This window comes from Streptococcus sp. V869, assembly GCF_054353515.1.
In genome coordinates this window covers 600,128-626,705 of sequence record NZ_JBTHHW010000001.1, presented here as the reverse complement: position 1 = coordinate 626,705, position 26,578 = coordinate 600,128, and the positions used below count along the sequence as shown (strand labels likewise).

Annotated in this window: 20 protein-coding genes; 13 read left to right on the top strand and 7 right to left on the bottom strand. The window is 39.7% G+C overall.

Going from position 1 to position 26,578, the window contains the following annotated elements:
• The first annotated feature begins 138 nt into the window (after positions 1–138).
• Entirely contained in the window at positions 139–5,475 is a 5,337-nt protein-coding gene (locus ACXYSN_RS03135) for a Cna B-type domain-containing protein (RefSeq protein WP_458636123.1), read from the top strand.
• 139 nt (positions 5,476–5,614) lie between these two features.
• Here ACXYSN_RS03135 and gdhA read toward each other — a convergent pair whose 3' ends face one another.
• A complete protein-coding gene (gdhA, locus tag ACXYSN_RS03130; protein ID WP_303943017.1) occupies positions 5,615–6,961 on the bottom strand; it encodes an NADP-specific glutamate dehydrogenase in 1,347 nt (448 codons plus the stop codon).
• Positions 6,962–7,188: 227 nt separating this feature from the next.
• Between gdhA and ACXYSN_RS03125 the strand changes: the two genes are divergently transcribed.
• The 6 genes from ACXYSN_RS03125 to ACXYSN_RS03100 all read left to right on the top strand — a co-directional run bounded on the left by ACXYSN_RS03125 (position 7,189) and on the right by ACXYSN_RS03100 (position 12,267).
• Positions 7,189–8,124: a dihydroorotate oxidase gene (locus ACXYSN_RS03125; RefSeq protein WP_458636122.1), complete on the top strand. Its 936-nt coding sequence runs from the start codon at positions 7,189–7,191 to the stop codon at positions 8,122–8,124.
• 32 nt (positions 8,125–8,156) lie between these two features.
• Positions 8,157–9,194: a DNA polymerase III subunit delta gene (gene holA, locus ACXYSN_RS03120; protein WP_458636121.1), complete on the top strand. Its 1,038-nt coding sequence runs from the start codon at positions 8,157–8,159 to the stop codon at positions 9,192–9,194.
• A gap of 69 nt (positions 9,195–9,263) precedes the next feature.
• Entirely contained in the window at positions 9,264–9,869 is a 606-nt protein-coding gene (gene sodA, locus ACXYSN_RS03115; protein WP_458636120.1) for a superoxide dismutase SodA, read from the top strand.
• Between the two features lie 151 nt (positions 9,870–10,020).
• On the top strand, positions 10,021–10,929 hold the full coding sequence (locus tag ACXYSN_RS03110; protein ID WP_458636119.1) for a LysR family transcriptional regulator: 909 nt from the start codon (positions 10,021–10,023) through the stop codon (positions 10,927–10,929).
• Positions 10,926–11,387, top strand: a complete 462-nt coding sequence (gene lspA, locus ACXYSN_RS03105; RefSeq protein ID WP_458636118.1) for a signal peptidase II — start codon at positions 10,926–10,928, stop codon at positions 11,385–11,387. The genes ACXYSN_RS03110 and lspA overlap by 4 nt, the downstream gene beginning before the upstream one ends.
• Positions 11,377–12,267 (top strand): RluA family pseudouridine synthase, encoded by an 891-nt coding sequence (locus ACXYSN_RS03100; RefSeq protein ID WP_458636117.1) that lies wholly within the window; start codon positions 11,377–11,379, stop codon positions 12,265–12,267. The genes lspA and ACXYSN_RS03100 overlap by 11 nt, the downstream gene beginning before the upstream one ends.
• 29 nt (positions 12,268–12,296) lie before the next feature.
• Here the strand turns inward: ACXYSN_RS03100 and ffh are convergent, their stop codons facing one another.
• From ffh to ACXYSN_RS03085, 3 genes are read right to left on the bottom strand one after another with little or no spacing between them, the layout of a single operon-like run.
• Positions 12,297–13,862 carry a signal recognition particle protein gene (ffh, locus tag ACXYSN_RS03095; protein ID WP_458636116.1) on the bottom strand — a complete coding sequence of 522 codons (1,566 nt, stop codon included), beginning with the start codon at positions 13,860–13,862 and terminating at the stop codon, positions 12,297–12,299.
• A gap of 16 nt (positions 13,863–13,878) precedes the next feature.
• Positions 13,879–14,094: a 2-oxoglutarate:acceptor oxidoreductase gene (locus ACXYSN_RS03090; RefSeq protein WP_414265674.1), complete on the bottom strand. Its 216-nt coding sequence runs from the start codon at positions 14,092–14,094 to the stop codon at positions 13,879–13,881.
• Between the two features lie 2 nt (positions 14,095–14,096).
• Positions 14,097–14,429 (bottom strand): putative DNA-binding protein, encoded by a 333-nt coding sequence (locus tag ACXYSN_RS03085; RefSeq protein WP_000402062.1) that lies wholly within the window; start codon positions 14,427–14,429, stop codon positions 14,097–14,099.
• Between the two features lie 153 nt (positions 14,430–14,582).
• Between ACXYSN_RS03085 and rnc the strand changes: the two genes are divergently transcribed.
• The 6 genes from rnc (at position 14,583) to ftsY (ending at position 22,655) form a co-directional block, all read left to right on the top strand.
• Complete coding sequence (gene rnc / locus ACXYSN_RS03080; protein ID WP_458636115.1) at positions 14,583–15,281, top strand: ribonuclease III; 699 nt, start codon at positions 14,583–14,585, stop codon at positions 15,279–15,281.
• Positions 15,272–18,811, top strand: a complete 3,540-nt coding sequence (gene smc / locus ACXYSN_RS03075) for a chromosome segregation protein SMC (protein ID WP_458636114.1) — start codon at positions 15,272–15,274, stop codon at positions 18,809–18,811. Before rnc ends, smc begins: the two co-directional genes overlap by 10 nt.
• A gap of 89 nt (positions 18,812–18,900) precedes the next feature.
• The gene (locus ACXYSN_RS03070) at positions 18,901–19,560 is read left to right on the top strand and encodes a trimeric intracellular cation channel family protein (RefSeq protein WP_458636113.1); all 660 of its coding nucleotides are present in this window, start codon (positions 18,901–18,903) and stop codon (positions 19,558–19,560) included.
• Positions 19,561–19,674: 114 nt separating this feature from the next.
• Positions 19,675–20,466, top strand: a complete 792-nt coding sequence (locus ACXYSN_RS03065) for a Cof-type HAD-IIB family hydrolase (RefSeq protein ID WP_458636112.1) — start codon at positions 19,675–19,677, stop codon at positions 20,464–20,466.
• Positions 20,466–21,284 carry a Cof-type HAD-IIB family hydrolase gene (locus ACXYSN_RS03060; protein ID WP_458636111.1) on the top strand — a complete coding sequence of 273 codons (819 nt, stop codon included), beginning with the start codon at positions 20,466–20,468 and terminating at the stop codon, positions 21,282–21,284. Before ACXYSN_RS03065 ends, ACXYSN_RS03060 begins: the two co-directional genes overlap by 1 nt.
• A 3-nt stretch (positions 21,285–21,287) precedes the next feature.
• Positions 21,288–22,655: a signal recognition particle-docking protein FtsY gene (ftsY, locus tag ACXYSN_RS03055; RefSeq protein ID WP_458636110.1), complete on the top strand. Its 1,368-nt coding sequence runs from the start codon at positions 21,288–21,290 to the stop codon at positions 22,653–22,655.
• 39 nt (positions 22,656–22,694) lie between these two features.
• On the opposite strand, the gene zwf is transcribed toward ftsY, so the two are convergent.
• From zwf to ACXYSN_RS03040, 3 genes are all read right to left on the bottom strand, one after another.
• On the bottom strand, positions 22,695–24,182 hold the full coding sequence (zwf, locus tag ACXYSN_RS03050) for a glucose-6-phosphate dehydrogenase (protein ID WP_458636109.1): 1,488 nt from the start codon (positions 24,180–24,182) through the stop codon (positions 22,695–22,697).
• Positions 24,183–24,331: 149 nt separating this feature from the next.
• Positions 24,332–25,072, bottom strand: a complete 741-nt coding sequence (locus tag ACXYSN_RS03045; protein WP_006150592.1) for an amino acid ABC transporter ATP-binding protein — start codon at positions 25,070–25,072, stop codon at positions 24,332–24,334.
• Positions 25,072–26,517, bottom strand: a complete 1,446-nt coding sequence (locus ACXYSN_RS03040) for an amino acid ABC transporter substrate-binding protein/permease (protein WP_458636108.1) — start codon at positions 26,515–26,517, stop codon at positions 25,072–25,074. The genes ACXYSN_RS03045 and ACXYSN_RS03040 overlap by 1 nt, the downstream gene beginning before the upstream one ends.
• Between the last annotated feature and the right edge of the window lie 61 nt (positions 26,518–26,578).

The following is a 26,578-nucleotide window of genomic DNA, read 5'->3' as shown; positions in this document are numbered from 1 at the left end:
GTAAATGTATATAAAATACGTAAAAATCAAAAAAATGTACTCTGGATATAAAAAATGTATAATTTTTGTAGATAAAATATCTTATTTGTGATAAAATTAATTTGAGCCAATGTGTTTCAATTAATATAAAGGAGAAGAATGATGAACAGGAAAAATTCCTTATGGAAAGCCTTCTTGAGAAAAGGTTTTGTCCTATTCACCATATTAATGATGCTAGGGCAAATGAGTCAAGGAGCTGTATCAGTCCTGGCAAAAGAACTAGCAGTCGGAGATAATGGTGCCTTAGATGTTAGTCTCTTGTACGGAGATAAACAAGAGCATCCGGGTGGTATGGCCTATAACACATCTGATACCATGTCTGGCTATATTCAGATTACCCCAAAAAATCTGACGACAGATATCAATGATGTAATGGTGAATGTAGTCCTACCTGGGAAATACTTATCGGAAGTTAGTGTTCCAGAATTCACTAGTAGTTCTCAACATGATGAACCAACAGTGACCAAGGTGGGAGATGATTACCAAATCAGCCTACATTTCACCAATTACCAAAAGTCAGAGGTGTTGACACTACCATTCATCGCTAAGTTTAAGCTAGGATTTCCTCCTACAAACTACTCGATGGATATCACAGGGAAATTGAATGTTAATGGTGCTGAAACTGCCTTAAATAGTATTACCTGGAAACCTCAATACAAGGACTATACCTTGACCAAGTTTATCAATCAGAACTATGATGCGACCATGTCTAAAGACTATGCAGAAGCATCTCCAGGTATCGTAACAGGAGCTGATGGTAAAAAGTATATTGAAAAAGCTACTTCAGTTCCATTTGCCTTCTTGTTAGATGGGATGCGTGGACAGTACAACGGTAGCTATCGCCAGCTGGAATCTGCAACGATCACAGATAAACTGCCAACCTATACGGACAAAGATGGAAAAACTCGTACAGCGGTTCTAGATACGGAAAAATCTGAAGGCTGGGTCGACAATGGGGATGGTACGGTTTCAAAAACCTTTGTAGCAAATGCAAATACCAATCTTCAAAGCTACCATTCTGATTTGATGCAACAGATCCAAGACAAGAGTTTCTTGTACTTGAAATTCCCAGACTTGGTCATGGAAAAAGACCAAACCTTAGAAGATGTCTTAGTGAAAGATTTGACCAATACTGCGTCTGTCGTGGGGATTCCTGCGGAACGTGGTGAGGGAGAACCGGATGTAACGGCTGAAGATTCTCTCATCTTCCGACTCACTTCGCGTGACTTGGAAGGAAAAGGATCTTTTGCCAAACAAGCTGAAGGTAATGTCTACGATTCGACAGACTACAAGGCAGCTAATTATAAGTGGCTATTGAAATACAATAACGTCACACCATTTGCTCAAAAGAATATCGTATTTTATGATGAGCAAGTAGACTCTCGCTTGAAGTTTACTAAGATTGAATATTCTCGCATGATGATTGGGATCTATGGAAATGGACCTCTGATCAATCAATATGTGAAACGTATCATCCTTACAATGGAAGATGGTTCTACTAAAGAAATCCAACCAGAGGCAGATAAGGATGGATTTGGAAGCATTGATTTGACCAAATACGGAACTGTCGTTGGCTGGAAATTGGAGATGAAAGATGATTTCGAACTTCCATCTGGTCAAGGGATTTATATTGCTACCTATACTGCCTTCAAGGATCCAGAAAAGACCCAATACGACGAGAACGATGATAGCAAGAATGCCTATGAAAATACTGGTCGCATTACTTACAAAACTCAATCAGGAGCAGACAGAGACCAATCTGCTAAATGGCAGTTCAAGCTTCTTCCATTGACAGAAAATGTTGAACTGACTAAGAATACCGATTATAACAATGTCCAATTCACAGATGGAAAAACCATTCGTTTTGCCCTATCTACTAATAATGTTCGCTTAGATCCAGGTAAGGATTACAAGGACTTGCGTGTTATTGATCTCTTTGACCCAAATACGCTGGAAATTGACTTCAATTATCTAGATCAATATTTTGATAAGAATAACACTCGTTTTTATGCCCCTTGGTACAAATCCTATGAGGTCATTGAAAACTACCATAACTCTGGACGTTCTGCCTTGATTATCCATTTGGATCAAAAGGAATTTATCAAACGCTCCCTAGAGACTGGTGGCAAGGCTAATTTGCCATTCATCTATACCAAACTAAAAGGGAAAGCCGAAGGTGGAACTTTTACCAATCATATCTATCTTGCAGGAGAAGGCCTTTGGGATCTAGAAACTGCTAACCCGAATACAGTTGCAGTAGATAGCTATGATTTAAACAACAATGGTTCGACAACGGATAAGATTCCTCATGCAGAATCAAACTATACCATTGTTGCAGCTGAAGGTGTTTATGCTCGTAAGTTCATTGCCAAAAACGATGACTTGTCTGATGCCTCAACAGTAACTCGTACCTTTAAACCAGGGGAAACCTTCAATTATAAATTAACAATCAAAAATAATACAGATAACCCTGTTGAAAATACGGTTATCTATGACGTTCTTCCTAAAGTAGGAGATGTCAATACACTGGATGCTTCAGCCCGTAAGACAGAATATACAGTTAGTCTTCGTGGTCCTATCACTGCTCCAGAAGGATGGACAGCATACTACACAACAGACACCACAGTTACAGCTAGTACCATGGCACAAGCTGCAGATAAAGATATTTGGTCAGCAGATATCACAGACTATAGTAAAGTAACAGGAATTAAGATTGTTGCCAACGAAGGAACAACGATTGCTGCTCGTAGCCAAGTAGATATTGCTGTACCTGTTGTCAATCCAAGCGAATTGACAGAGCAAGTTAAACAATTGATGCTAGATCGTACAGAAGACAACAAGGACAACGGTGGCCGTTCAGGTGTAGTACAAGCTCATAACCAATTTGGTTACAAGGCTAAAGGTCATGAAGGAAACCGTGAGTCTAACACAGTAACTTCTCAAATCTTTGCCGCTAGCTTCCATGTGAAGAAAGTGGATAAAGACGATACTAGCAAAGGATTAGCTGGTGCTGAGTTCAATTTATTGGATGCTAGTGGTGCAGTCCTTGCGACCCAAGTTTCTGATAAGGATGGAAATGTTGCTTTTACAACCTTAACAGAAGGAACTTATACTCTTAAAGAAACTAAAGCACCAACTAACTATAAGTTGGATGAGACTGAGCATGCAGTCGTGGTGTCCTACGATGCAGATCAACAGATCTATCATGTCACAATTGACGGAGAAGCTATTGGTTCAAAAGCTTCACCAAAACTAATCACAAATGAGAATGATATCAAATATCTCAATCTAGAAGCGACTAAAGTTTGGGATGACCAAGACAACGTAGAAGGTCTTCGTCCTGAATCAATTGAGTTCCAATTGTACAAGAATGGAACAGCAGAAGGAAAACCAGTAGCCCTTTCAGCAGGAAATAACTGGAAAGTAACCTTTAGCAATCTTCCAGATAAAGATAGTAATGGCAACCTCATCAGCTATACAGTAAAAGAAGTTAAAGTACCAACTTATTACACAGTTGATAAAGAAGAAGCTCAGTTTGTAGATGGAAAAGCAACAATTACCAATAAGCGTACTCCTGAAACAACAGAAGTAACTGTGAAAAAAGTTTGGGATGATGCTAAAAATCAAGACGGTCTCCGTCCTGCCAGCATTACAGTTCATCTCTTAGCTAATGGTGAGAAAGTCCAAACAGCAACAGTTTCTGGTGAGGGTGAAACATGGAGTCATACCTTCACAAACCTACCAGTCTATAAAAAAGGTCAAAAAATCATCTACACTGTGACAGAAGATACTGTAGCAAACTACTCAACAGCTATCGACGGTACAACTATCACAAACACTTACAAACCAGGTAAAACTAGTTTAACAGTGACTAAGAAATGGGCTGATTCAGAAAACCAAGATGGCCTTCGTCCTAAGACTATCAAGGTTCAACTCTATGCCGATGGTCAAGAATTAGGTAAAGTAGTAGAGCTTTCTGAAGACAACAAATGGACTTACACCTTCTCTGATTTGGATGAGAAAAAAGATGGCAAAGCTGTTCAATATACAGTGAAAGAAACAGAAGTGCCAGAAGGTTATACTCAAACGGTTGAAGCAACCAATCCAGGTCAGGTAGTGATTACGAATACCCACACTCCTTCTAAGACTAAAGTTCAAGTAACTAAGAAATGGGATGATGCCAACAACCAAGATGGTATTCGTCCAGCATCAATTACGGTTAGACTCTATAAGGATGGTGCACCTACAGACCAGACTCTGGAATTGTCAGAAGCTAATCAATGGTATGGAACCTTTGAAAACCTTGATGTAAATGTAGCTGGTAAATCCCTTAACTACACTGTAAAAGAAGAGAATGTCCCAGAAGGCTATACTCTTTCAATCGATGACAAGGATCCAGCACATCTTGTCTTGACCAATAAGCATGAGCCAACTGTCACTCAGGTCAAGGTCACCAAGAAATGGGATGACGCTAATAACCAAGATGGCCTACGTCCAAAAGAAATTCGCGTCCAATTGTATGCAGGTGATCAAAAGCTAGGCAAGGAAGTTGTCTTATCTGCAGACAATAAATGGACTCATACCTTTGAGAAACTTGCTGAAAAAGCAAACGGACAAGCTATTCACTATTCTGTGAAAGAAGTGGACGTTCCGGAAGGTTACACCGTAACAGAAGAGAGCAAGGAGAAGGGTGATGTCGTCTTGACCAACACGCACACTCCAAGTACGGTGGATATTCCAGTCACTAAGATCTGGGTGGACAATGACAACCAAGATGGTCTTCGTCCAGCTAAAATCACTGTGAAGCTTCTGGCCAATGGTGTAGAAGTGGCTCGCAAAGATATTACAAGCGAGACCGATTGGAAAGAAACCTTTACTGGCCTTCCTAAGTTTAAGGATGGCAAGGAAATCGTCTACACCCTTCAAGAAGAAAAGGTTGAAAATTATTCACCAAGCATTGACCAAGAAAGCTATACTATTACCAATACACACACTCCAGGTAAGACCACCCTCTCTGTAACCAAACAGTGGGATGACCAAGAGGACAAAGATGGCCTTCGTCCGAAGAGTGTGAAAGTCCAACTTTATGCGGATGGTAAGAAATCTGGTGAAGTCATTGAGTTGTCAGCTGAGAACAAGTGGACTCATACCTTTGCGAACTTAGACAAAAATGTCAAGGGCAAAGCTATCACCTACATGGTGGAAGAAGTCGATGTTCCAACAGGTTACCAAGTGACGAAAACCGATGACGGTCAAGGTAATGTTGTTCTGACAAATAAACATGAACCAAGTATTCCTCCAACTACAACAACTGAAGAACCGAAGAAGAAAGTTGAGTTGCCAAATACTGGTTCAACTGAATCTATTCTTAGCCTAATCTTAGCTCTTACTGGAGTTAGTCTTGCAGCTTATCTGCTTAAAAAGAAGAAACATTAAGTGTAAGCTTCAATAAAATCTTGTTTAAGAATCCAAAAAAATAAGAGGTCCATAGGGCCTCTTATTTTTATTATGTAAAGCTCTTAAATGCGAGACTAAAAACCCCAGTCGGAATGATTGGGGTTTTTAGTTATTCATTTTAAACGATACCTTGGGCAATCATAGCATTTGCTACGTTTTCAAAGGCTGCAATATTTGCACCTGCAAGATAGTCAGTTCCAAGACCATAAGTTTCTGCAGTTGTTTTAGCAGTGTTGAAGATGTTAGTCATAATATCTTTCAAACGACCGTCAACTTCTTCACGTGTCCATGAAAGGCGAAGACTGTTTTGGCTCATTTCAAGAGCAGATACAGCTACACCACCAGCATTGGCAGCTTTGGCAGGTCCGTAAAGGATTCCATTTTCCTTGTAGACTTTGATAGCTTCAAGGTCACTTGGCATGTTAGCTCCTTCAGATACACAGATAACTCCTTGAGCAACCAAGCGTTTCGCAGCTTCACCGTTGATTTCGTTTTGAGTCGCACATGGAAGAGCGATATCGTAGCTACCAGTGTAAGTCCATACAGAACCTTCATAGTAAGTAGCAGTTGGTTTTTCTGCAGCATACTCAGTCAAACGAGCACGGCGTTTTTCTTTAACATCTGTAAGAAGGTCAAAGTCAATACCATTTTCGTCGATGACATAACCGTTTGAGTCTGATACAGAGATAACAGTTGCACCAAGTTCAGTTGCTTTTTGAAGAGCGTATTGAGCTACGTTACCAGAACCTGAAATCACAACTTTCTTACCTGCAAAGCTGTTGCCGTTAGCTTTAAGCATTTCTTCAGTGTAGTAAACCAAACCGTAACCAGTTGCTTCTGGACGAATCAAGCTACCACCAAATCCAAGCGGTTTACCAGTCAAGACACCAGCATCAAATTGGTTGAGGCGTTTGTATTGACCGTAAAGGTAACCAATTTCACGTCCACCTACACCGATATCACCAGCAGGTACGTCAAGAGATGGTCCGATGTATTTTTGCAATTCAGTCATGAAGCTTTGGCAGAAACGCATCACTTCAGCATCAGTTTTGCCTTTAGGATCGAAGTCTGATCCACCTTTACCTCCACCGATTGGAAGTCCAGTCAAAACGTTTTTAAAGATTTGTTCGAATCCGAGGAATTTCAAGATCCCTTGGTTAACAGTTGGGTGGAAACGAAGTCCGCCTTTATATGGTCCAACAGCTGAGTTAAATTGAACACGGTAACCACGGTTAACTTGAACTTTTCCATCACGGTCAACCCAAGGAACACGGAAAGAAATTACGCGCTCAGGCTCAGTGATACGTGCCAAGATATTTTCTTCAATATACTCAGGGTGTTTTTCAAAGACAGGCTCCAAAGTGCTGAAGAATTCTTCAACCGCCTGGAGAAATTCAGCCTCATGCCCGTTACGAGCTTTTACAGTTTCAAACACGCTTTGGATATATTCTTTAGCAGATGTCATATCGTTCTCCTTTTTGTTGTCATATTTTATTACATGAGACATTATAGCAGAAAAATTTTTTACTGTAAAGGAAAAAACACAAATTTTCTAAAAATTCTTTCAATTTAGCAACAGCTCTATTTTTCAGCAAAAAAGCCAACATTTTTATGAGGTTAGTTTTATTAAAAGAGTCCTATCAAAGTATGGTATAATAATGGAGATATAAAGGAATCTGGAGGAATAGAATCATGGTATCAACTAAAACACAAATTGCTGGTTTTGAATTTGATAATTGCTTGATGAATGCGGCAGGGGTTGCTTGTATGACCATTGAGGAATTGGAAGGTGTTAAAAACTCAGCAGCAGGAACTTTTGTCACAAAAACAGCAACCTTGGAATTTCGTCAGGGAAATCCTGAACCACGTTATCAAGATGTTCCACTAGGTTCTATTAACTCGATGGGCCTCCCAAATAATGGTTTAGACTATTACTTAAAGTATCTATTGGAATTACAAGAAAAAGAACCAAACCGTACCTTCTTTTTATCATTAGTTGGAATGTCTCCAGAGGAAACTCATACCATCTTGAAAAAGGTGCAAGAAAGTGATTTCCACGGTTTGACAGAACTGAATCTTTCATGTCCAAATGTTCCTGGTAAGCCTCAGATTGCCTATGATTTTGAAACAACAGACCGTATCTTGTCAGAAGTCTTTGAATATTTCACTAAACCTCTAGGAATCAAGCTCCCACCTTACTTTGATATTGTTCACTTCGATCAGGCTGCCGCTATTTTTAACAAATATCCACTCAAGTTTGTCAATTGTGTCAACTCTATCGGAAATGGTCTTTATATTCAAGATGAGTCGGTCGTGATTCGCCCTAAAAACGGTTTTGGTGGGATCGGTGGAGAATACATCAAACCTACTGCCCTTGCTAATGTCCATGCTTTCTATCAACGCTTAAATCCAGAAATCCAAATCATCGGAACTGGTGGTGTGCTTACAGGACGTGATGCTTTTGAACATATTTTATGTGGTGCCAGCATGGTACAAGTAGGAACTACTCTTCATAAAGAAGGAGTAGGTGCTTTTGAGCGTATTACCCAGGAACTAAAAGAAATCATGGTGGAAAAAGGTTATCAAAGCCTAGATGATTTCCGTGGTAAATTACATTATATTGATTAAATAAAAGTGAAACTAAAAAGAAAGGAGAATAGATGCTAGCCATAGAAGAAAGTCGAAAATTGTCCTTAGCTAACCTTTCGAGTTTGACCCTGTTTACAGGGGGCGACCAAGGCCAGTATGACGTCATGAAAACACAGGTTCTCAAACAAATCGGCTACGATCATGCAGATTTGAACTTTGCTTATTTTGACATGAAAGAAGTAGACTACAAAAGCTTGGAATTAGAGCTAGTTAGTCTTCCTTTCTTTGCGGATAAAAAGATTGTTATTTTAGATCATTTTCTCGACATAACGACAGCTAAAAAACGCTATCTATCTGATGATGAACTTAAATCTTTCGAAGCCTACCTGGAAAATCCTTTACCTTCTAGTAAACTAGTCATTTTTGCTGAAGGGAAGTTGGATAGTAAGAGACGTTTGGTCAAATTGCTCAAGCGCGATGCGACAGTTTTTGAAGCCATCGAGCCAAAAGAGCAAGAAATACGAGCTTATTTTCAAAAGTGGGCTCAGGAATTAGGACTTACCTTTGCTGGAAAATCCTTCGAACAGTTGCTTATCAAATCAGGTTTTCAATTCAGTGAAATTCAAAAAAATCTACTCTTCCTACAGGCTTACAAGGATAATGGTGACATTACAGAAGAAGACATTGTTGAAGCCATACCAAAGACTTTGCAGGATAATATCTTTGATTTAACTCAGTTAATTTTAGGGAAGAAGATCGATCAGGCGCGTGATTTAGTAAAAGATTTGACCTTGCAGGGAGAAGATGAGATTAAACTGATTGCCATTATGCTGGGACAGTTTAGACTCTATACCCAGGTAAAAATATTGCAAGAGTCTGGTCAGACAGAATCTCAGATGGTCAGCAGTTTAGGTCACTATCTTGGTCGCAATCCTAATCCTTACCAAATAAAATTTGCTCTTCGTGACACACGAGGTTTGTCCTTGAATTTCTTACAGGATTCTATCCGTTATCTTATTCAAGCAGATTATCAAATTAAGACTGGTGTTTACGAAAAAGGCTACCTGTTTGAGAATGCTTTGTTGCAAATTGCAAGCCAGTCAAATTGAGCAAAAAACTTGAAAAAATAGGTTGTTTGCGTTATCATTTTTATATAAAAAGAAAAAGAGGTATTACAGATGGCTATTATCTTACCAGATCTTCCATACGCTTACGATGCATTGGAACCATACATTGATGCTGAAACAATGCACTTGCACCATGACAAACACCACCAAACATACGTAAACAACGCAAACGCAGCTCTTGAAAAACACCCTGAAATTGGTGAAGACATCGAAGCATTGCTTGCAGATGTTGAATCTATCCCAGCTGATATTCGTCAAGCGCTTATCAACAACGGTGGTGGACACTTGAACCACGCTCTTTTCTGGGAATTGATGACTCCTGAGAAGACAGCTCCTTCAGCAGAACTTGCAGCGACAATCGATGAAGCTTTTGGTTCATTCGAGGAATTCCAAGCAGCCTTCACAGCAGCAGCAACAACTCGTTTCGGTTCTGGATGGGCATGGTTGGTTGTTAACAAAGAAGGTAAGCTTGAAGTGACTTCAACTGCAAACCAAGACACACCAATCTCAGAAGGTAAGAAACCAATCTTGGGCTTGGACGTTTGGGAACATGCTTACTACGTGAAATACCGCAACGTTCGTCCTGACTACATCAAAGCTTTCTTCTCAGTGATTAACTGGAATAAAGTAGACGAGCTTTACGCAGCAGCTAAATAATAGTAACACTAACACCTTTTGGTTAGAATTTTATCTACTTTAAAAGGTGTTTTTTGTTTGCTTTGATTAGAAGTATCTGCCTCATGATTTTCCTTTGTTGGATAGGCTTTATTTATGGTATAATGATAAGATAGAAAACGAAGGAGAAATCATGAATATTCAACAATTACGCTACGTTGTGGCTATTGCTAATAGTGGTACTTTTCGTGAAGCGGCTGAGAAGATGTACGTTAGCCAACCGAGTCTATCTATTTCTGTAAGAGACTTGGAAAAAGAGCTCGGATTCAAGATTTTCCGCAGAACCAGTTCTGGAACTTTCCTTACTCGTCGAGGTATGGAATTTTATGAAAAGGCACAAGAGTTGGTCAAAGGATTTGATGTTTTCCAAAATCAGTATGCCAATCCTGAAGAGGAAAAGGATGAGTTTTCAATAGCCAGCCAGCACTATGATTTCTTGCCTCCAACCATTACAGCTTTTTCTCAACAATACCCAGATTATAAGAATTTCCGAATTTTTGAATCTACAACGGTTCAGATTTTGGATGAAGTAGCCCAAGGGCACAGTGAAATTGGGATTATCTATCTTAACAATCAAAACCAAAAGGGTATCATGCAGCGGGTTGAAAAATTAGGTCTTGAAGTGATTGAGTTGATTCCTTTCCAAACGCATATTTATCTACGTGAGGGCCATCCCTTGGCTAAGAAAAAAGAATTGGTCATGGAAGATTTGGCTGAATTGCCAACCGTTCGTTTCACACAAGAGAAGGATGAATATCTCTATTACTCAGAAAACTTTGTGGATACAAGTGCCAGCTCTCAAATGTTCAACGTCACAGACCGCGCTACCTTAAATGGAATTCTTGAAAGAACAAATGCTTATGCGACTGGTTCAGGATTTTTGGATAGCGATAGTGTTAATGGCATTACTGTTATTCCACTTAAAGACAATCTCAATAATCGCATGGTTTATGTCAAACGTGAAGAGGTTGAATTGAGCCAAGCGGGGACTTTATTCGTAGAGGTTATGCAAGAGTATTTTAGTCAGAAGAGGAAGGTATGAAAAAAAGAGGAATAATAGCAGGATTCATAGTTGCCTTAATAGTGTTAGATCAACTGGTAAAAGCTTATGTCGTTCAGAATATTGCTCTAGGTGAAGTTAAAACGTGGATTCCAAATCTTGTTAGTTTAACCTATCTGCAAAACAGGGGTGCGGCCTTCTCCATGCTACAAGATCAACAGTGGTTTTTTGCAGTGATTACACTAGTAGTCATGGTGGGAGCTATTTGGTATTTGCATAAGCATATAGAGGATTCCCTCTGGACGGTATTTGGTTTGGTCTTAATCATTGCAGGTGGTCTGGGTAACTTTATCGATCGCGTCAGTCAAGGATTTGTCGTGGATATGTTCCACTTAGACTTTGTTAATTTTGCCATATTCAATGTAGCTGATAGTTATCTGACAGTAGGAGTCGTTGTGTTATTACTTGCAATGCTAAAAGAGGAAATGAATGGAAATTAGAATTGAAAGAGGTGGGGTACGTTTAGATAAGGCTTTGTCAGATTTGACAGAATTGTCGCGCACTCTCTCCAACGAACAAATCAAGTCAGGTCAAGTCCTGGTTAACGGCCAGGTTAAGAAAGCCAAGTATACGGTCCAAGAAGGAGATATTGTCACCTATCAAGTTCCGGAACCAGAAGTTTTAGAGTATGTGGCTGAAGATATTCCTTTAGAAATTATTTACCAAGATGAGGATGTAGCAGTAGTCAACAAACCTCAAGGTATGGTCGTTCATCCAAGTGCTGGTCATACTAGTGGTACCTTGGTTAATGCCCTCATGTATCATATCAAGGACCTATCAGGAATCAATGGCGTATTGCGTCCAGGGATTGTCCATCGTATTGATAAAGATACATCTGGTCTTTTGATGATTGCTAAAAATGATGAAGCGCATGTGGCACTGGCTCAAGAGTTAAAAGACAAAAAATCACTGCGTAAATATTGGGCCATTGTTCATGGAAATCTTCCAAATGATCGAGGTGTTATTGAGGCACCGATAGGAAGAAGTGAGAAAGATCGCAAGAAACAAGCTGTTACCGCTAAAGGGAAACCAGCAGTGACACGTTTCCAAGTCTTGGAGCGCTTTGGGGATTATACCTTGCTGGAATTACAACTGGAAACAGGACGAACTCACCAAATCCGTGTGCATATGGCTTATATTGGTCATCCTGTCGCTGGCGATGAGGTCTATGGTCCTCGTAAAACTTTGAAAGGTCATGGGCAGTTTCTTCACGCTAAGACACTTGGATTTACCCATCCAAGAACTGGTGAAACCATGGAATTTACTTCCGATATTCCAGCTATCTTTAAAGATACTTTGGAAAAACTTCGAAACAACTAAACAAAAAAAGGACTCAACTGAGTCCCTTTTTATTTGCGTTTTTTCTTAGCTTTTTTCATTTTATTGGCCATGCGTTTCATGGATTGCTTCATGGCAAATTCACCGATTTTACCTTTGAGGCCTCCACCGAGCATCTGGCTCATATCAGGCATCCCAGCTCCTCCGAGAGCAGACATATCCGGCATACCACCTTGTCCCATCATACCTTCAAGGGCGGACATATCCATGCCTCCAGGCATATTTTTAGGAAGGTTGTTAGGGTTGATACCCATTTGTTTCATCATCTTGTTCATGTCACCAGACATGACACCTTGCATGAGTTGTTTAGCTTGGTTGAAGTCCTTGATGAACTTATTGACTTCGATAAAAGTATTACCAGAACCAGCAGCAATACGACGACGACGACTTGGTGTGAGCAAATCTGGATTTTCACGTTCTTCCGGAGTCATGGAAGACACGATAGCACGTTTGCGAGCGATTTGTTTTTCATCCACCTTCATATTTTGAAGGGCAGGATTGTTGGCCATACCAGGAATCATCTTGAGCAAATCTTCCATTGGCCCCATATTTTGCACCTGATCCAACTGATCGATGAAATCATTGAAATCAAAGGTGTTTTCCCGCATCTTTTCAGCCATTTCAAGGGCTTTTTGCTCATCGTATTCTTGGGAAGCTTTCTCAATCAGAGTCAGCATATCTCCCATACCGAGAATACGGCTGGCCATACGGTCAGGGTGGAAGGTTTCAATATCAGTAATCTTTTCACCAGTACCAGTGAATTTGATTGGTTTTCCTGTGATATGACGAACAGAAAGAGCAGCACCACCACGAGTGTCCCCGTCAATCTTGGTAAGGATGACACCAGTAACTTCTAATTGAGCGTTAAATTCTCGCGCAACGTTAGCAGCTTCTTGACCTATCATGGCATCGATGACGAGAAGGATTTCATTTGGTTGAGCAAGAGCTTTAACATCACGAAGCTCATTCATGAGAAGCTCGTCAATTTGCAAACGACCGGCTGTATCAATCAAGACATAATCGTTATGGTTGGCTTTAGCTTGCTCCAAACCTTGGCGAACAATCTCAACTGCAGGAACTTCAGTACCAAGAGCAAAGACAGGAACATCAATTTGTTGTCCAAGTGTTTTGAGCTGGTCGATGGCCGCAGGACGATAGATGTCGGCTGCAATCATCAAAGGACGAGCATCCTCTTCCTTTTTAAGTTTGTTAGCTAATTTTCCAGCAAAGGTTGTTTTACCAGCACCCTGCAAACCAACCATCATGATGATTGTAGGAATCTTAGGAGACTTGATAATCTCAGCTGTATCAGAACCAAGAATTTCTGTTAACTCCTCATTAACAATCTTGATGATTTGTTGAGCTGGATTGAGGGTGTCAATGACTTCATGCCCGACCGCACGTTCACGAATTTTTTTGATAAAGTCCTTAACCACTGGCAAAGCAACGTCGGCTTCTAAAAGTGCAAGACGAATTTCCTTGGTTGCTTCTTGGATATCGCTCTCGGTGATTTTTCCTTTTTTACGTAGATTTTTAAAGACGTTCTGCAAACGTTCTGTCAAATTTTCAAATGCCATTATTTTCTCCTATTTTTCAATTCAGTGGAAACCGTCCGAAATGTTGCAAACACTCTAGTTCTTCGGGTGTGACTTCTTTCATGATTTCATTTGGGTATCCCCAACAGCTAAAACCTATTTGCATGGCTTTGGAGATATCATTGGGCGAGATAATCTGTAGCCGACTAGGAAATGGTTCCTCTGCAGCTAATAATTTACAGGGTATTCCTTTATAGATGACAAGATTTTCCATGATTACTCCCGATTGTCAATACTGGTCAAAATCTCAATTTGCTCTTGTAGAAAAGCATCTTCTGGATAACGCTCCAAAATCTGATCAAAAATCTGACTTCGAACAATGTAGTCAGAGTACATATGAAGCTTCATCTCATAATCTTCCAGTATTTTTTCTGTACGTTTGATATTGTCATAAACAGCTTGGCGACTAACGCCGAATTCTTCAGCGATTTCAGCCAAACTATAGTCGTCAGCATAGTAGAGTTCAATATAGTTCATCTGCTTATCAGTCAAAAGGGCTGCATAAAATTCAAACAGAGCATTCATTCGATTGGTTTTTTCAATTTCCATAAGATTTATTATACCAAAAAATAGGCTAGACTGCTAGTAATGGATTGATTTTAGAAGCAAGTGAGAAAAAGTCTTTTTAACGGTTATTTTCTGACTATGAATCCTTTTTTTGGTATAATGGAGTGTATTATAATGTTTTAGAAAGAGGTTCTTATGAAAGAATTAGAAACCGTGTTAGAGCAACGTTTTAAGCTTGTTTTTTCAGATAAACAATTACTTGAAACAGCTTTTACTCACACTAGTTATGCAAACGAGCACCGCCTCTTAAAAATTTCACACAATGAGCGCTTGGAATTTTTAGGAGACGCTGTTCTGCAATTATTGATTTCAGAATATCTGTACAAAAAATATCCTAAAAAACCAGAAGGTGACCTGTCTAAACTCCGTGCCATGATTGTACGTGAAGAGAGTTTGGCTGGTTTTGCCCGTGACTGCCAGTTTGACCAGTTTATCAAGCTAGGAAAGGGAGAGGAAAAATCTGGAGGACGTAATCGAGATACCATCTTGGGAGATGCTTTCGAAGCCTTTTTGGGTGCTCTGCTTTTAGATAAGGATCTACTTACGGTAAAAGAGTTTATCTACCAGGTCATGATTCCAAAAGTTGAGGCTGGTGATTTTGAGATGATTAAAGACTACAAGACCCACCTTCAAGAATTACTCCAAGTCAATGGTGATGTCGATATTCGTTATCAGGTGATTTCGGAAAATGGTCCTGCCCATGATAAGATGTTTGAGGTTGAAGTCCTTGTCGAGGGTCAAAGTTTAGGTAGGGGTCAAGGACGATCAAAAAAATTGGCCGAACAAGAAGCCGCTAAAAATGCAGTTGAGGAAGGACTGGATTCATGTATTTAAAGGAAATTGAGATTCAGGGGTTCAAGTCCTTTGCTGACAAGACCAAGGTTGTTTTTGACCAGGGGGTTACAGCAGTTGTAGGACCTAATGGTTCTGGAAAATCAAACATCACGGAAAGTCTACGTTGGGCACTAGGTGAATCTAGTGTAAAAAGTTTACGTGGTGGAAAAATGCCTGATGTTATCTTTGCAGGAACAGAAAGCAGAAAACCTTTAAACTATGCTTCTGTGGTTGTTACCCTAGATAACCAGGATGGCTTCATCAAAGATGCAGGTCAGGAAATTAAGGTAGAGCGTCACATCTATCGTACAGGAGATAGTGAGTACAAGATTGACGGCAAAAAAGTCCGTCTTCGTGATATACATGATCTCTTCTTAGATACTGGACTTGGGCGCGATTCCTTCTCTATTATTTCCCAAGGGAAGGTTGAAGAGATCTTCAACTCTAAACCTGAAGAACGTCGGGCTATTTTTGAAGAAGCTGCCGGAGTCTTGAAGTATAAGACTCGTCGCAAAGAGACGGAAAGCAAGCTCCAACAAACTCAAGACAATCTAGACCGTTTGGAAGATATCATTTATGAGCTAGATAATCAAATCAAGCCGTTAGAAAAGCAAGCAACAACAGCTCGTAAATTTATAGAATTAGATGGTCAGCGTAAGGCGATTTACTTGGATGTTTTAGTTGCACAAATTCAAGCAAGTAAAGCTGAATTGGATCTAACAGAAGAAGAATTAAACCAAGTTCAAGAACTTTTGATCAGCTATTATCAAAAGCGTCAAGAGTTAGAAGAAGAAAATCAAACTCTCAAAAAGAAACGTCATGATTTGCAAGCTGAAATGTCAAAAGACCAGTCCACACTGATGGATTTGACTGGTTTAATCAGTGAATTAGAGCGTAAGTTAGCCTTGTCAAAACTGGAAACAGAACAAGTCGCTCTCAATCAACAAGAAGCTCAAGCACGTTTGGCTAGTTTGGACGAAAAGAGAAATGCTCTCATTCAGGAGAAGGAAGAAAAAGAAGCAAATCTCAGTCAGTTAGAAGAAAATTTAGAGGTCAATACTAAGGAACTCAATCGTTTAGAAGCAGAGTTATTAGCTTTTTCTGATGATCCAGATCAAATGATTGAGCAATTACGTGAACGTTTCGTGGCTTTCTTACAGGAAGAAGCGGATGTCTCTAACCAATTGACACGGATTGAGAACGACCTTGAAAATAGTCGCCAACAGACTCAAAAGCAAGAAGAACAATTAGAGTCCTTGAAGGAACAATTGGCTTCTGCCAAGTCTAAGGCTACCGAGCAAGAAGTTGCCCTTAAATCAGCTAAAGAAGAAGTACAAAGCTTACTTGCTGACTATCAGACCAATGCCAAGCAAGAAGAAGAACAAAAGCAGGCTTATCAAAGTCAGCAAAATCAACTCTTTGACCGTTTGGATAATCTAAAAAACAAACAGGCCAAGGCGCAAAGTTTGGAAAATATTCTTAAAAACCATAGTAATTTCTATGCAGGTGTTAAGAGTGTTCTCCAAGAAAAAATTCGTTTAGGCGGTATTATTGGAGCAGTTAGTGAACATTTAACTTTTGATGTTCGTTATCAAACAGCTCTTGAAATTGCCCTCGGAGCAAGTAGCCAACACATCATCGTTGAAGATGAGCAGGCAGCGACTAAGGCTATCGACTTCCTTAAACGAAATCGAGCTGGTCGTGCGACTTTCCTACCTTTGACAACTATTAAGGCTCGGAGCATTTCTGGGCAGAATCAAGATGTGATTGCCTCAAGTCCTGGTTTTCTTGGCATGGCAGATGAACTGGTTACTTTTGATGTCAAGCTTGAAGCTATCTTTAAAAATCTGCTAGCTACGACAGCTATCTTTGATACAGTGGAGCATGCACGTGATGCGGCTCGTAAGGTACGCTATCAAGTTCGTATGGTAACGCTAGATGGAACAGAGCTACGAACAGGTGGTTCTTATGCAGGTGGTGCTAATCGTCAAAATAACAGCATATTCATCAAACCTGAATTGGAGCAGTTGCAAAAAGAAATCGCTCAAGAAGAAAAACTTCTTCGTCAAGAGGAAGAAAATCTGAAGTCAGTTCAAGAAGCCTTGAATGAACTTAGTCAAACTTTGGAGACCATTAAGTCCCAAGGGGAGCAAGCTCGTATCCAGGAACAAGGCTTGTACCTAGCTTATCAACAAACTAGCCAGCAGGTCGAAGAACTCGAAACCCTTCTAGAACTTCAGGAAAAAGAATTAAATAACCTCAGAGGTGGAGATTGGCAAGCTGAAAAGGAAAAATGTCAAGAACGACTTGCATTTATTGCAACTGAAAAGCAAAAGCTGGAATCTGAAATCGAAGAAATCAAGTCCAATAAAAATGCTATTCAGGAACGCTACCAAAACTTGCAGGATAAACTTTCTCAAGAACGTCTGCTCAAAACAGAAATGATAGGGCGAAAACGTTACGAAGTTGCGGATATTGAACGGATTAACAAAGAACTTGAGAACCTCAATATCGAGCAAGAAGAGATTGAACGTCTTTTGCAAGAAAAAGTAGACAATCTTGAAAAAGTTGATACAGAACTTTTGGCCAAGCAGGAAGCAGAAGCCAAGAGTCAAAAAGAAGAAATTCAACAGGGACTCATTCGTAAGCAGTTTGAACTCGACGACATTGAGGGACAATTGGATGATATTGCCAGTCATTTAGAACAAGCTCGTCAGCAAAATGAAGAATGGATTCGTAAGCAAACACGTGCGGAAGCGACTAAAGAGAAGATTACAGATCGTCTTCGTTATCTTCAAGGCCAGCTGACAGAGGAATATCAGATTAGCTATACGGAAGCTTTAGAGCAAGTCAATCCGTTAGAAGATTTGGCAATCGCTGAACAAAAGGTGAAGGATTTGGAGAAATCCATTCGTTCACTTGGTCCGGTCAATTTGGATGCCATTGAACAGTTTGACGAAGTACACGAACGCTTGGAATTCTTGAATACTCAACGAGATGATATTCTTTCTGCTAAAAACTTACTTCTTGAAACCATTACAGAGATGAACGATGAAGTGAAAGAACGCTTTAAGTCAACCTTCGAAGCTATTCGTGAGTCCTTTAAAGTGACCTTTAAGCAGATGTTTGGTGGTGGTCAAGCAGACCTAATTCTGACAGAAGGAGATTTATTGACTGCAGGTGTCGAAATCTCTGTTCAACCACCAGGTAAGAAAATCCAATCTCTCAATCTCATGAGTGGTGGAGAGAAGGCCTTGTCAGCTCTAGCTCTACTTTTCTCAATCATTCGTGTCAAGACCATTCCATTTGTTATCTTGGATGAAGTAGAGGCTGCACTCGACGAAGCTAACGTTAAACGCTTTGGGGATTATCTCAACCGATTTGATAAGGACAGCCAATTTATCGTTGTGACTCACCGTAAGGGAACCATGGCAGCAGCAGATTCTATCTATGGAGTAACCATGCAGGAATCTGGTGTTTCTAAGATTGTTTCCGTTAAACTAAAAGATTTAGAGAATATGGATGCTTAGTTTGATTTCAATATATAATTTCAAGCTATAGCATGTAGAATGACCTTCAAGAAGTCGGAAAGGTTACAAAAATAAATTGAGGAGTTTATATGGATTTTGACCTATTCCTAATGATTTGTAATTATATTGGGACTATAGCCTTTGCGGCGTCAGGAGCCATCAAAGGATTTGGTAAACGTTTAGACATTTTCGGGATTAGTTTATTGGCAATTGTAACGGCAGTAGGCGGTGGGATTTTGAGAGATTCTATTATCAGTCGTTTTCCCTCCGCTCTCGCAGATCCTGGACCGATTTATGTCTCGATCTTTGTAGCGGTTATCATGTATATCTTTGTGACTTCCAAACAAGCCAATGCTAGTCATGAAAAAAAATTTTACAAGTGGCTGAGAGAAACTTATCTCATCTTTGACTCGATTGGGTTGATTATCTTCTCTCTAATCGGGGCAACAGCTTTAGCTGATAGTAAATTGAATTTAATGTCTGCTGGGATTTTGGCCTGTTTAACGGGAGCAGGTGGTGGTATTATCCGAGACCTCCTGATCAATGAAGTTCCAAGTGTTCTAAAAGAAGATATCTATGCCCTTCTATCTTTTGTAATTGGCGTTATTTATTACTGGTTGGCCTTTGTCCTCCATTTTCCAAGAATTACTGCCTTTATCATTCTCTCAATTGTCGGTTTTGTGATTCGACTCTGTATTATTAAGTTTAAGCTCTCTTTGCCAAATATGGATAAGAGAACTTTGAACTAAGGAATAAACGAAACTTATTTTATATAGGCGTCTAATCTCGTATGGATTAGGCGCTATTTACTTTTTCTATGGTATAATAGAAGATAGATTTACTACTGGAGAATAGAAGGATTTATGATTAAACTAGTCGCAACTGATATGGACGGGACTTTTCTAGATGAAGCTGGCCAATTTGATATGGAGCGCTTAAAAGCTCTTCTCTCATCCTACAAAGAGAGAGGAATCTATTTTGCTGTAGCATCAGGTCGTGGTCTCTTATCACTTGAAAAACATTTTGCAGATGTCAAAGATGAGATTATTTTTATCGCTGAAAATGGGAGTCTCGTTCGTTTTCATGGAGAGGACCTTTATGAAGCAACCATGCCACGTGATTTTTACCTGTCAACTTTTGAAAAAATAAAAACTTCACCATATTTTGATGAGAGGAAGATGCTTTTGACTGGTAAAGAGGCTTGCTATGTCTTAGAAACAGTGGATGAAACCTATCTTATGTTTAGCCATCATTACAATGAAAATATCAAAAAAGTAGCCAGTCTAGAAGATATTACCGATGAGATTTTCAAATTCACAACGAACTTTACTGAAGAGACAGTAGAAGCCGGAGAAGCTTGGGTCAATGAACATGTGCCTGGTGTTAAGGCTATGACTACTGGTTTTGAATCCATCGATATTGTTCTAGATTATGTTGATAAGGGAGTTGCGATTGTCGAGCTAGCAAAAAAATTAAATCTAGATATGGATCAAGTGATGGCCTTTGGTGATAATCTCAATGACCTTCACATGATGCAGGTTGTAGGGCACCCAGTCGCACCTGAAAATGCACGTCCAGAGATTCTAGAACTAGCTGAAACAGTTATTGGACACCACAAAGACCAATCAGTTATCGCTTATATGGAGGAATTGTAATGGCAGATATTAAATTAATTGCTTTGGACTTAGATGGTACTTTGCTGACGACAGACAAAAAATTGACAGAACGTACCAAGGCCACTTTGAAGGCTGCGCGTGAACAAGGAGTCAAGGTAGTCCTAACAACTGGACGTCCCCTAAAGGCTATGGATTTCTTCCTCAAAGAACTTGGAACAGATGGTCACGATGACGAATATACCATCACATTCAACGGCGGATTGGTTCAGAAAAATACAGGTGAAATCCTTGATAAGACAGTCTTTTCCATCGATGATGTGAGCCGTATTTACGAAGAAACTGAAAAACTAAATATTCCATTAGATGCTATTTCTGAAGGCATCGTTTATCAGATTCAATCAGACCAAGAAAGTTTATACGCTCAGTTTAACCCAGCTTTAACCTTCATTCCAACCGCCTTTGAAGATTTGTCTAGTCAGATTACTTACAATAAATGTGTCACTGCCTTTCCTCAAGAACCCTTGGATGCAGCTATTCATAAGATTTCTCCTGAATTGTTTGACAAATATGAAATTTTTAAATCACGTGAACTCTTGCTAGAATGGTCACCAAAGAATGTTCATAAAGCGACAGGACTAGCTAAGTTAATTGAGCATTTAGGAATTGACCAAAGTCAAGTGATGGCTTGTGGAGATGAAGCTAATGACCTTTCGATGATTGAATGGGCAGGTCTTGGTGTAGCCATGCAAAATGCTGTGCCTGAGGTCAAAGCAGTTGCAAACGTGGTAACGCCTATGACCAATGACGAGGAAGCAGTCGCCTGGGCAATTGAAAAATATGTACTGAAGGAGAATTAAAGTATGGGATTATTTGACCGTTTATTTGGGAGAATAGAAGAACCAAAAATTGAAGATGTCGTTAAAGAAGCATTAGAAAACATTGATTTATCAGATGATAACGAGCAAAACGAGGCATCGGAATCTGAAAATGCTGTAGTGACTGAACCAGAAGAGGTTACCTTATCAGAAGAACCTCAGGAAGAAATCAATGATGGCTCATCTGAAGTAGAGATTGTTGAGGAAGCAATCTCTGAGCCGATCGACGAAGTTGAAGTTTCTCAAGATGAATCAAATCTATTTGAAGAGGCAGAAAGTCCTCAAGTGGAATCATCTCACGTTGAAGATATGACTTCAAACGATGAAGAAGAGGATTTTAATCAACTTCAATCAGACGAAACAGAATCAGAAATTTTTGAAGAAGAGGAAGCAAATCAAGCAACCGAGGAAACTCCTCAAGTACAAGAGACTGTACAGGAAAAGTATGATCGTAGTCTCAAGAAAACTCGTACGGGATTTGGTGCCCGTTTGAATGCCTTCTTCGCTAATTTCCGATCAGTTGATGAAGAATTCTTTGAAGAACTAGAAGAACTCTTAATCATGAGTGACGTTGGTGTCCAGGTGGCTTCAAATCTTACGGAAGAATTGCGTTATGAAGCCAAGCTAGAAAATGCTAAGAAACCTGAAGCACTTCGTCGTGTTATCATCGAAAAATTGGTGGAGCTCTATGAGAAGGATGGCAACTACAACGAAAGTATTAATTTCCAAGATGGGTTGACTGTCATGCTCTTTGTAGGTGTTAATGGTGTCGGGAAAACAACTTCTATTGGTAAATTAGCTCATCGCTACAAGCAAGCTGGTAAGAAAGTTATGCTGGTTGCTGCGGATACCTTCCGTGCTGGTGCGGTAGCTCAGCTAGCAGAATGGGGTCGTCGTGTCGGTGTGCCTGTTGTAACGGGTCCAGAAAAAGCTGATCCAGCCAGTGTGGTCTTTGATGGAATGGAACGTGCAGTAGCAGAAGGTATTGATATTCTCATGATTGATACAGCTGGACGTTTGCAAAACAAAGAAAACTTGATGGCAGAGTTGGAAAAAATTTGTCGTATCATCAAGCGTGTTGTGCCTGAAGCACCTCATGAAACATTCCTAGCTCTTGATGCGTCAACTGGTCAAAATGCTCTTGTACAAGCTAAAGAATTTTCAAAAATCACTCCATTGACAGGTATTGTATTGACCAAGATTGATGGAACTGCTAGAGGTGGTGTCGTTCTTGCTATCCGTGAAGAACTGAATATCCCTGTTAAGTTGATTGGATTTGGTGAAAAAATCGATGATATCGGTGAATTCAATTCTGAAAACTTTATGAAGGGGCTTTTAGAAGGTTTGCTATAAAAGAAAATCCTGCAAGAATTCTTGCAGGATTGTTTTTGATTATTCTAATCGACCATCTTCACGATAGGCGATATCCGGTTGCCAAGTCCATTCAGCTCCGTATTTTTTGAGTAAATCAAAGCTAGCTTGAGGTCCCATGCTACCAGCTTTGTAGTCATGAAGGGGAGCACCGTTTTCAGCCCAAAGTTTCTCAATACGGTCAATCAATTTCCATGATGCGCTTACTTCTTCCCAGTGGCTGAAGTTGGTTGAATTATTGTTCAAAACATCATAGATCAGTTTTTCATATGGATCTGGTGAAGCACCTGTAGCTGTAGCATCAGTTCTGTAGTCAAGCGAATTAGGTGCAAGCTTGAACTCTTCTCCAACTTCTTTACCGTTAAGGCTGAGAGAGAAACCTTCTGTTGGTTGGATATAGATGGTCAAAATATTTGGTGCTAGAGGCTCTCCAAAAATTGAATCCATTTGCTTAAAGACGATATTGACATGCGTTCCCTTTTCAGTCATTCGTTTACCTGTACGGAAGAAGAAAGGTACACCACGGAAGCGGTCAGTATCTACAAAGAATGTACCTGAAGCAAATGTTTCTGTCATAGATTCAGGGTTGACATTTGGTTCGCTACGGTAAGAAATATATTTCATGCCATCGACTTTACCAGAACGATATTGGCCACGGATAAATTGTTCTTTGAGTTCCTCGTCTGTAGGTTGGTAGAGGTTCTTGAAGACCTTGATTTTCTCCGCACGAATGTCATCTTTGGTAAAGCTTGCGGGCTTATCCATAGCTAGGAGTGATAGAAGTTGTAGAGTATGGTTTTGAACCATATCACGAAGGGCACCAGACTCATCATAGTAGCCACCACGTTCTTCAACACCGAGACGCTCTGCAAATGTAATCTGAACATTATCGATGTGCTCACGATTCCAAACATTTTCAAAAATCATATTGGCAAAACGAATGGCAAAAATGCTCTGAATCATTTCCTTACCGAGATAGTGGTCAATACGATAGATTTGGTCTTCGTTAAAAGTAGCAAGGAGTTCTTCGTTTAGTTTGCTTGCAGTCTCATAGTCTGTTCCAAAAGGTTTTTCAACAATCAAACGTTCAAAGCCTTTACCGTCAACGATTTGCTCTGACTTGAGGTGCTTGGCGATGGTACCAAAGAATTGAGGTGCCATTGAGAGGAAGAAAAGTTTGTTGTGTTCAGCTTGATATTTTTCGTTTAACTCAGCCTGAAGCTTGCGTAATTCGATGTAGTGCTCAGTGTCATTAACATCGTGACTTTGATAGTAAAAATGACTAGCAAATGCTTGAGCTTCTTCTACGCTATCTGCCAAGTCCAAAATAGATTCGACAACAACAGATTCGAAATACTCTTTACTCCAAGGTCTACGAGCAGTACCAATAACAGCAAAATGATCAGATAGATTACCTGATTTGTAAAGTCTAAAAAGTGAAGGGTAGAGCTTGCGTTTAGCCAAATCTCCACTTGCACCGAAAATTGTAACAATAACTTTAGATGACATCCAGCTACCTAATTTCTATTTTGTTTCCTAGTCCAACTAGACAGGGGAAAACCCCATTTTCATATCCTTTATTTTATCATAATTTTCTAAAAAAACCAAAATTCCAATACAAGTAAGAAAAAAACTGCAAGGGATACCTTGCAGTTTTTTTAAGCGTTGAGGACCTTGTCCAAAAATTCTTTTAGACGAGGGTGTTGTGGGTTATCAAAGATTTGATCAGGAGTTCCATCTTCTAGAAATTCACCGTCTGCAGTAAATATAACACGATTGGCAACCTTACGAGCAAATCCCATCTCGTGAGTTACGATGATCATGGTCATGCCTTGCTCTGCCAATTCCTTCATAACGTTAAGAACGTCGCCAACCATTTCAGGGTCAAGGGCAGAAGTTGGCTCATCAAAGAGCATGATATCAGGGTTCATTGCTAAACCTCGAGCAATAGCTACACGTTGTTTTTGTCCACCAGACAAACTATCAGGATTAGCATTGGCCTTGTCAGCAAGTCCAACTTTTTCAAGAAGTTCCATCCCCAATTTTTCAGCTTCTGGTTTGGTTAATAACTTATGCTCGATAGGAGCAAAAGTGATATTTTCCAAGACAGTCATATGTGGAAAGAGATTGAAGTGCTGGAATACCATTCCTACATTTTCACGAACATGGTCCACGTTGGTTGCTTTGTCAGTCAAATCATAACCATTAACTGTGATATGACCTTTTGTCCCTTCTTCGAGGAGATTCAAGCTACGCAAGAAAGTTGACTTACCTGACCCAGAAGGACCGATGATACAAACAACATCACCTTCGTAGAATTTTACAGAGATTCCTTTTAGAACCTTGTTTTTTCCATATTGTTTATGTAAATTATCGACATCAATTTTTAATTTTGCCATTATTGAATCCTCTTTTCTAAGCGTTTTGCTAGTCTAGTTAGAAGAGTGATAATCACAAGGTAAAAGACTGCGAGAATTGCATACATTTTGAAACTTTGGTAGTTACGAGCAATGATGATCTTACCAGTTTGGAAAAGTTCAACCAAACCGATTGCAGATACGATTGTCGTATCTTTCAATGCGATAACAAATTGGTTAACGAAGTTTGGAAGCATAAGTTTGGTTGCTTGAGGCAAGACAATCTTACGCATGGTTTTTCCATATGAAATCCCCAGACTTCGGCTGGCTTCCATTTGCCCAACAGGAACGGCTTTGATACCACCACGAACAATTTCAGCGATGTAGGCTGCTGAGTTTAGGGAGAGGGCAATTGTACCAGCAACAAAGTCGTTGATTGGGCTTTGTTGTCCTGTAAGGGATTCGATAAAGTTAGGAATTCCCCAGAAAATAAATGCTGCAAGAATCATCAATGGAATACCACGGATCACATCGACAAAGATTTCTGAAATCAAACGGAGTGATTTATAAGGACTGACGCTAAAAATACCAAAGACAATTCCGATAAAAATCGCAATTACAAATGAAATAAGGGCTAATGAGAGAGTAATTCCAAGTCCGCTGAGGAGTTGTTTGTAGTTGTTTTTCAACAATCCCCAAATAGTTGTTTCATCAGCAGTTGAACTTGTAGTAGTAGAGTTGCTAGCTAAATACTTATCAAGAATTTTTTGGAATTCTCCATTTGCTTTAAGATTTGCAAGTCCGTTATTGAACTTCTCTAGCAATTCTGGATTACTTCCTTTTTTTACAGCAAAAGCAGTTTCGCCAATTGGTGTACCTTCGATAGGTGTTTTCAACTTTTGTCCTTGACTGATAGAATATTTAATAACAGGTTCGTCATCCATAACGGCATCAATTGAACCAGTATTTAAACTATCATACATAGATGCAGCATCTGAAAAGGTCTTAATTTTGTATCCGTATTTGCTTTGATTCTCGTTTAAGAATGTTTGTGAAGCAGTACCGTTTTTCACACCTACAGTCTTACCGTTCAAATCTTCATAAGAAGAAATGGTACTTGATTCCTTAACTCCAAGAATAGTATTAGCTGTATAGTAAGAATCAGAAAAATCAAAGGTTTCTTTACGAGCATCAGTCACTGACATACCTGCAATGATACCGTCTGCTTGTCCAGATTGGACTGCGTTAATAGCAGCATCAAAACCAGGATTGGTAATCTCTACCTCAAAGCCTTGGTCTTCAGCGATAGCCTTGATTAGATCCATATCGATACCAGTGTATTGGTTGCTTGAGTCCTGGAAAACAAATGGTGCAAATGACGAGTCACTGGCAATGACATACTTGGTTTTTTCTGTATCAGCTTTTGCTAATCCTAGTGAAAAAATAGGAAATAAAATAAGCAAACATGCTAGTATTTTTTTCTTCATGTGATGTCTCCTTTCAGGGTATTTTCAAATTATAGCAGAAAAAATTGTATCCGGCAAATAT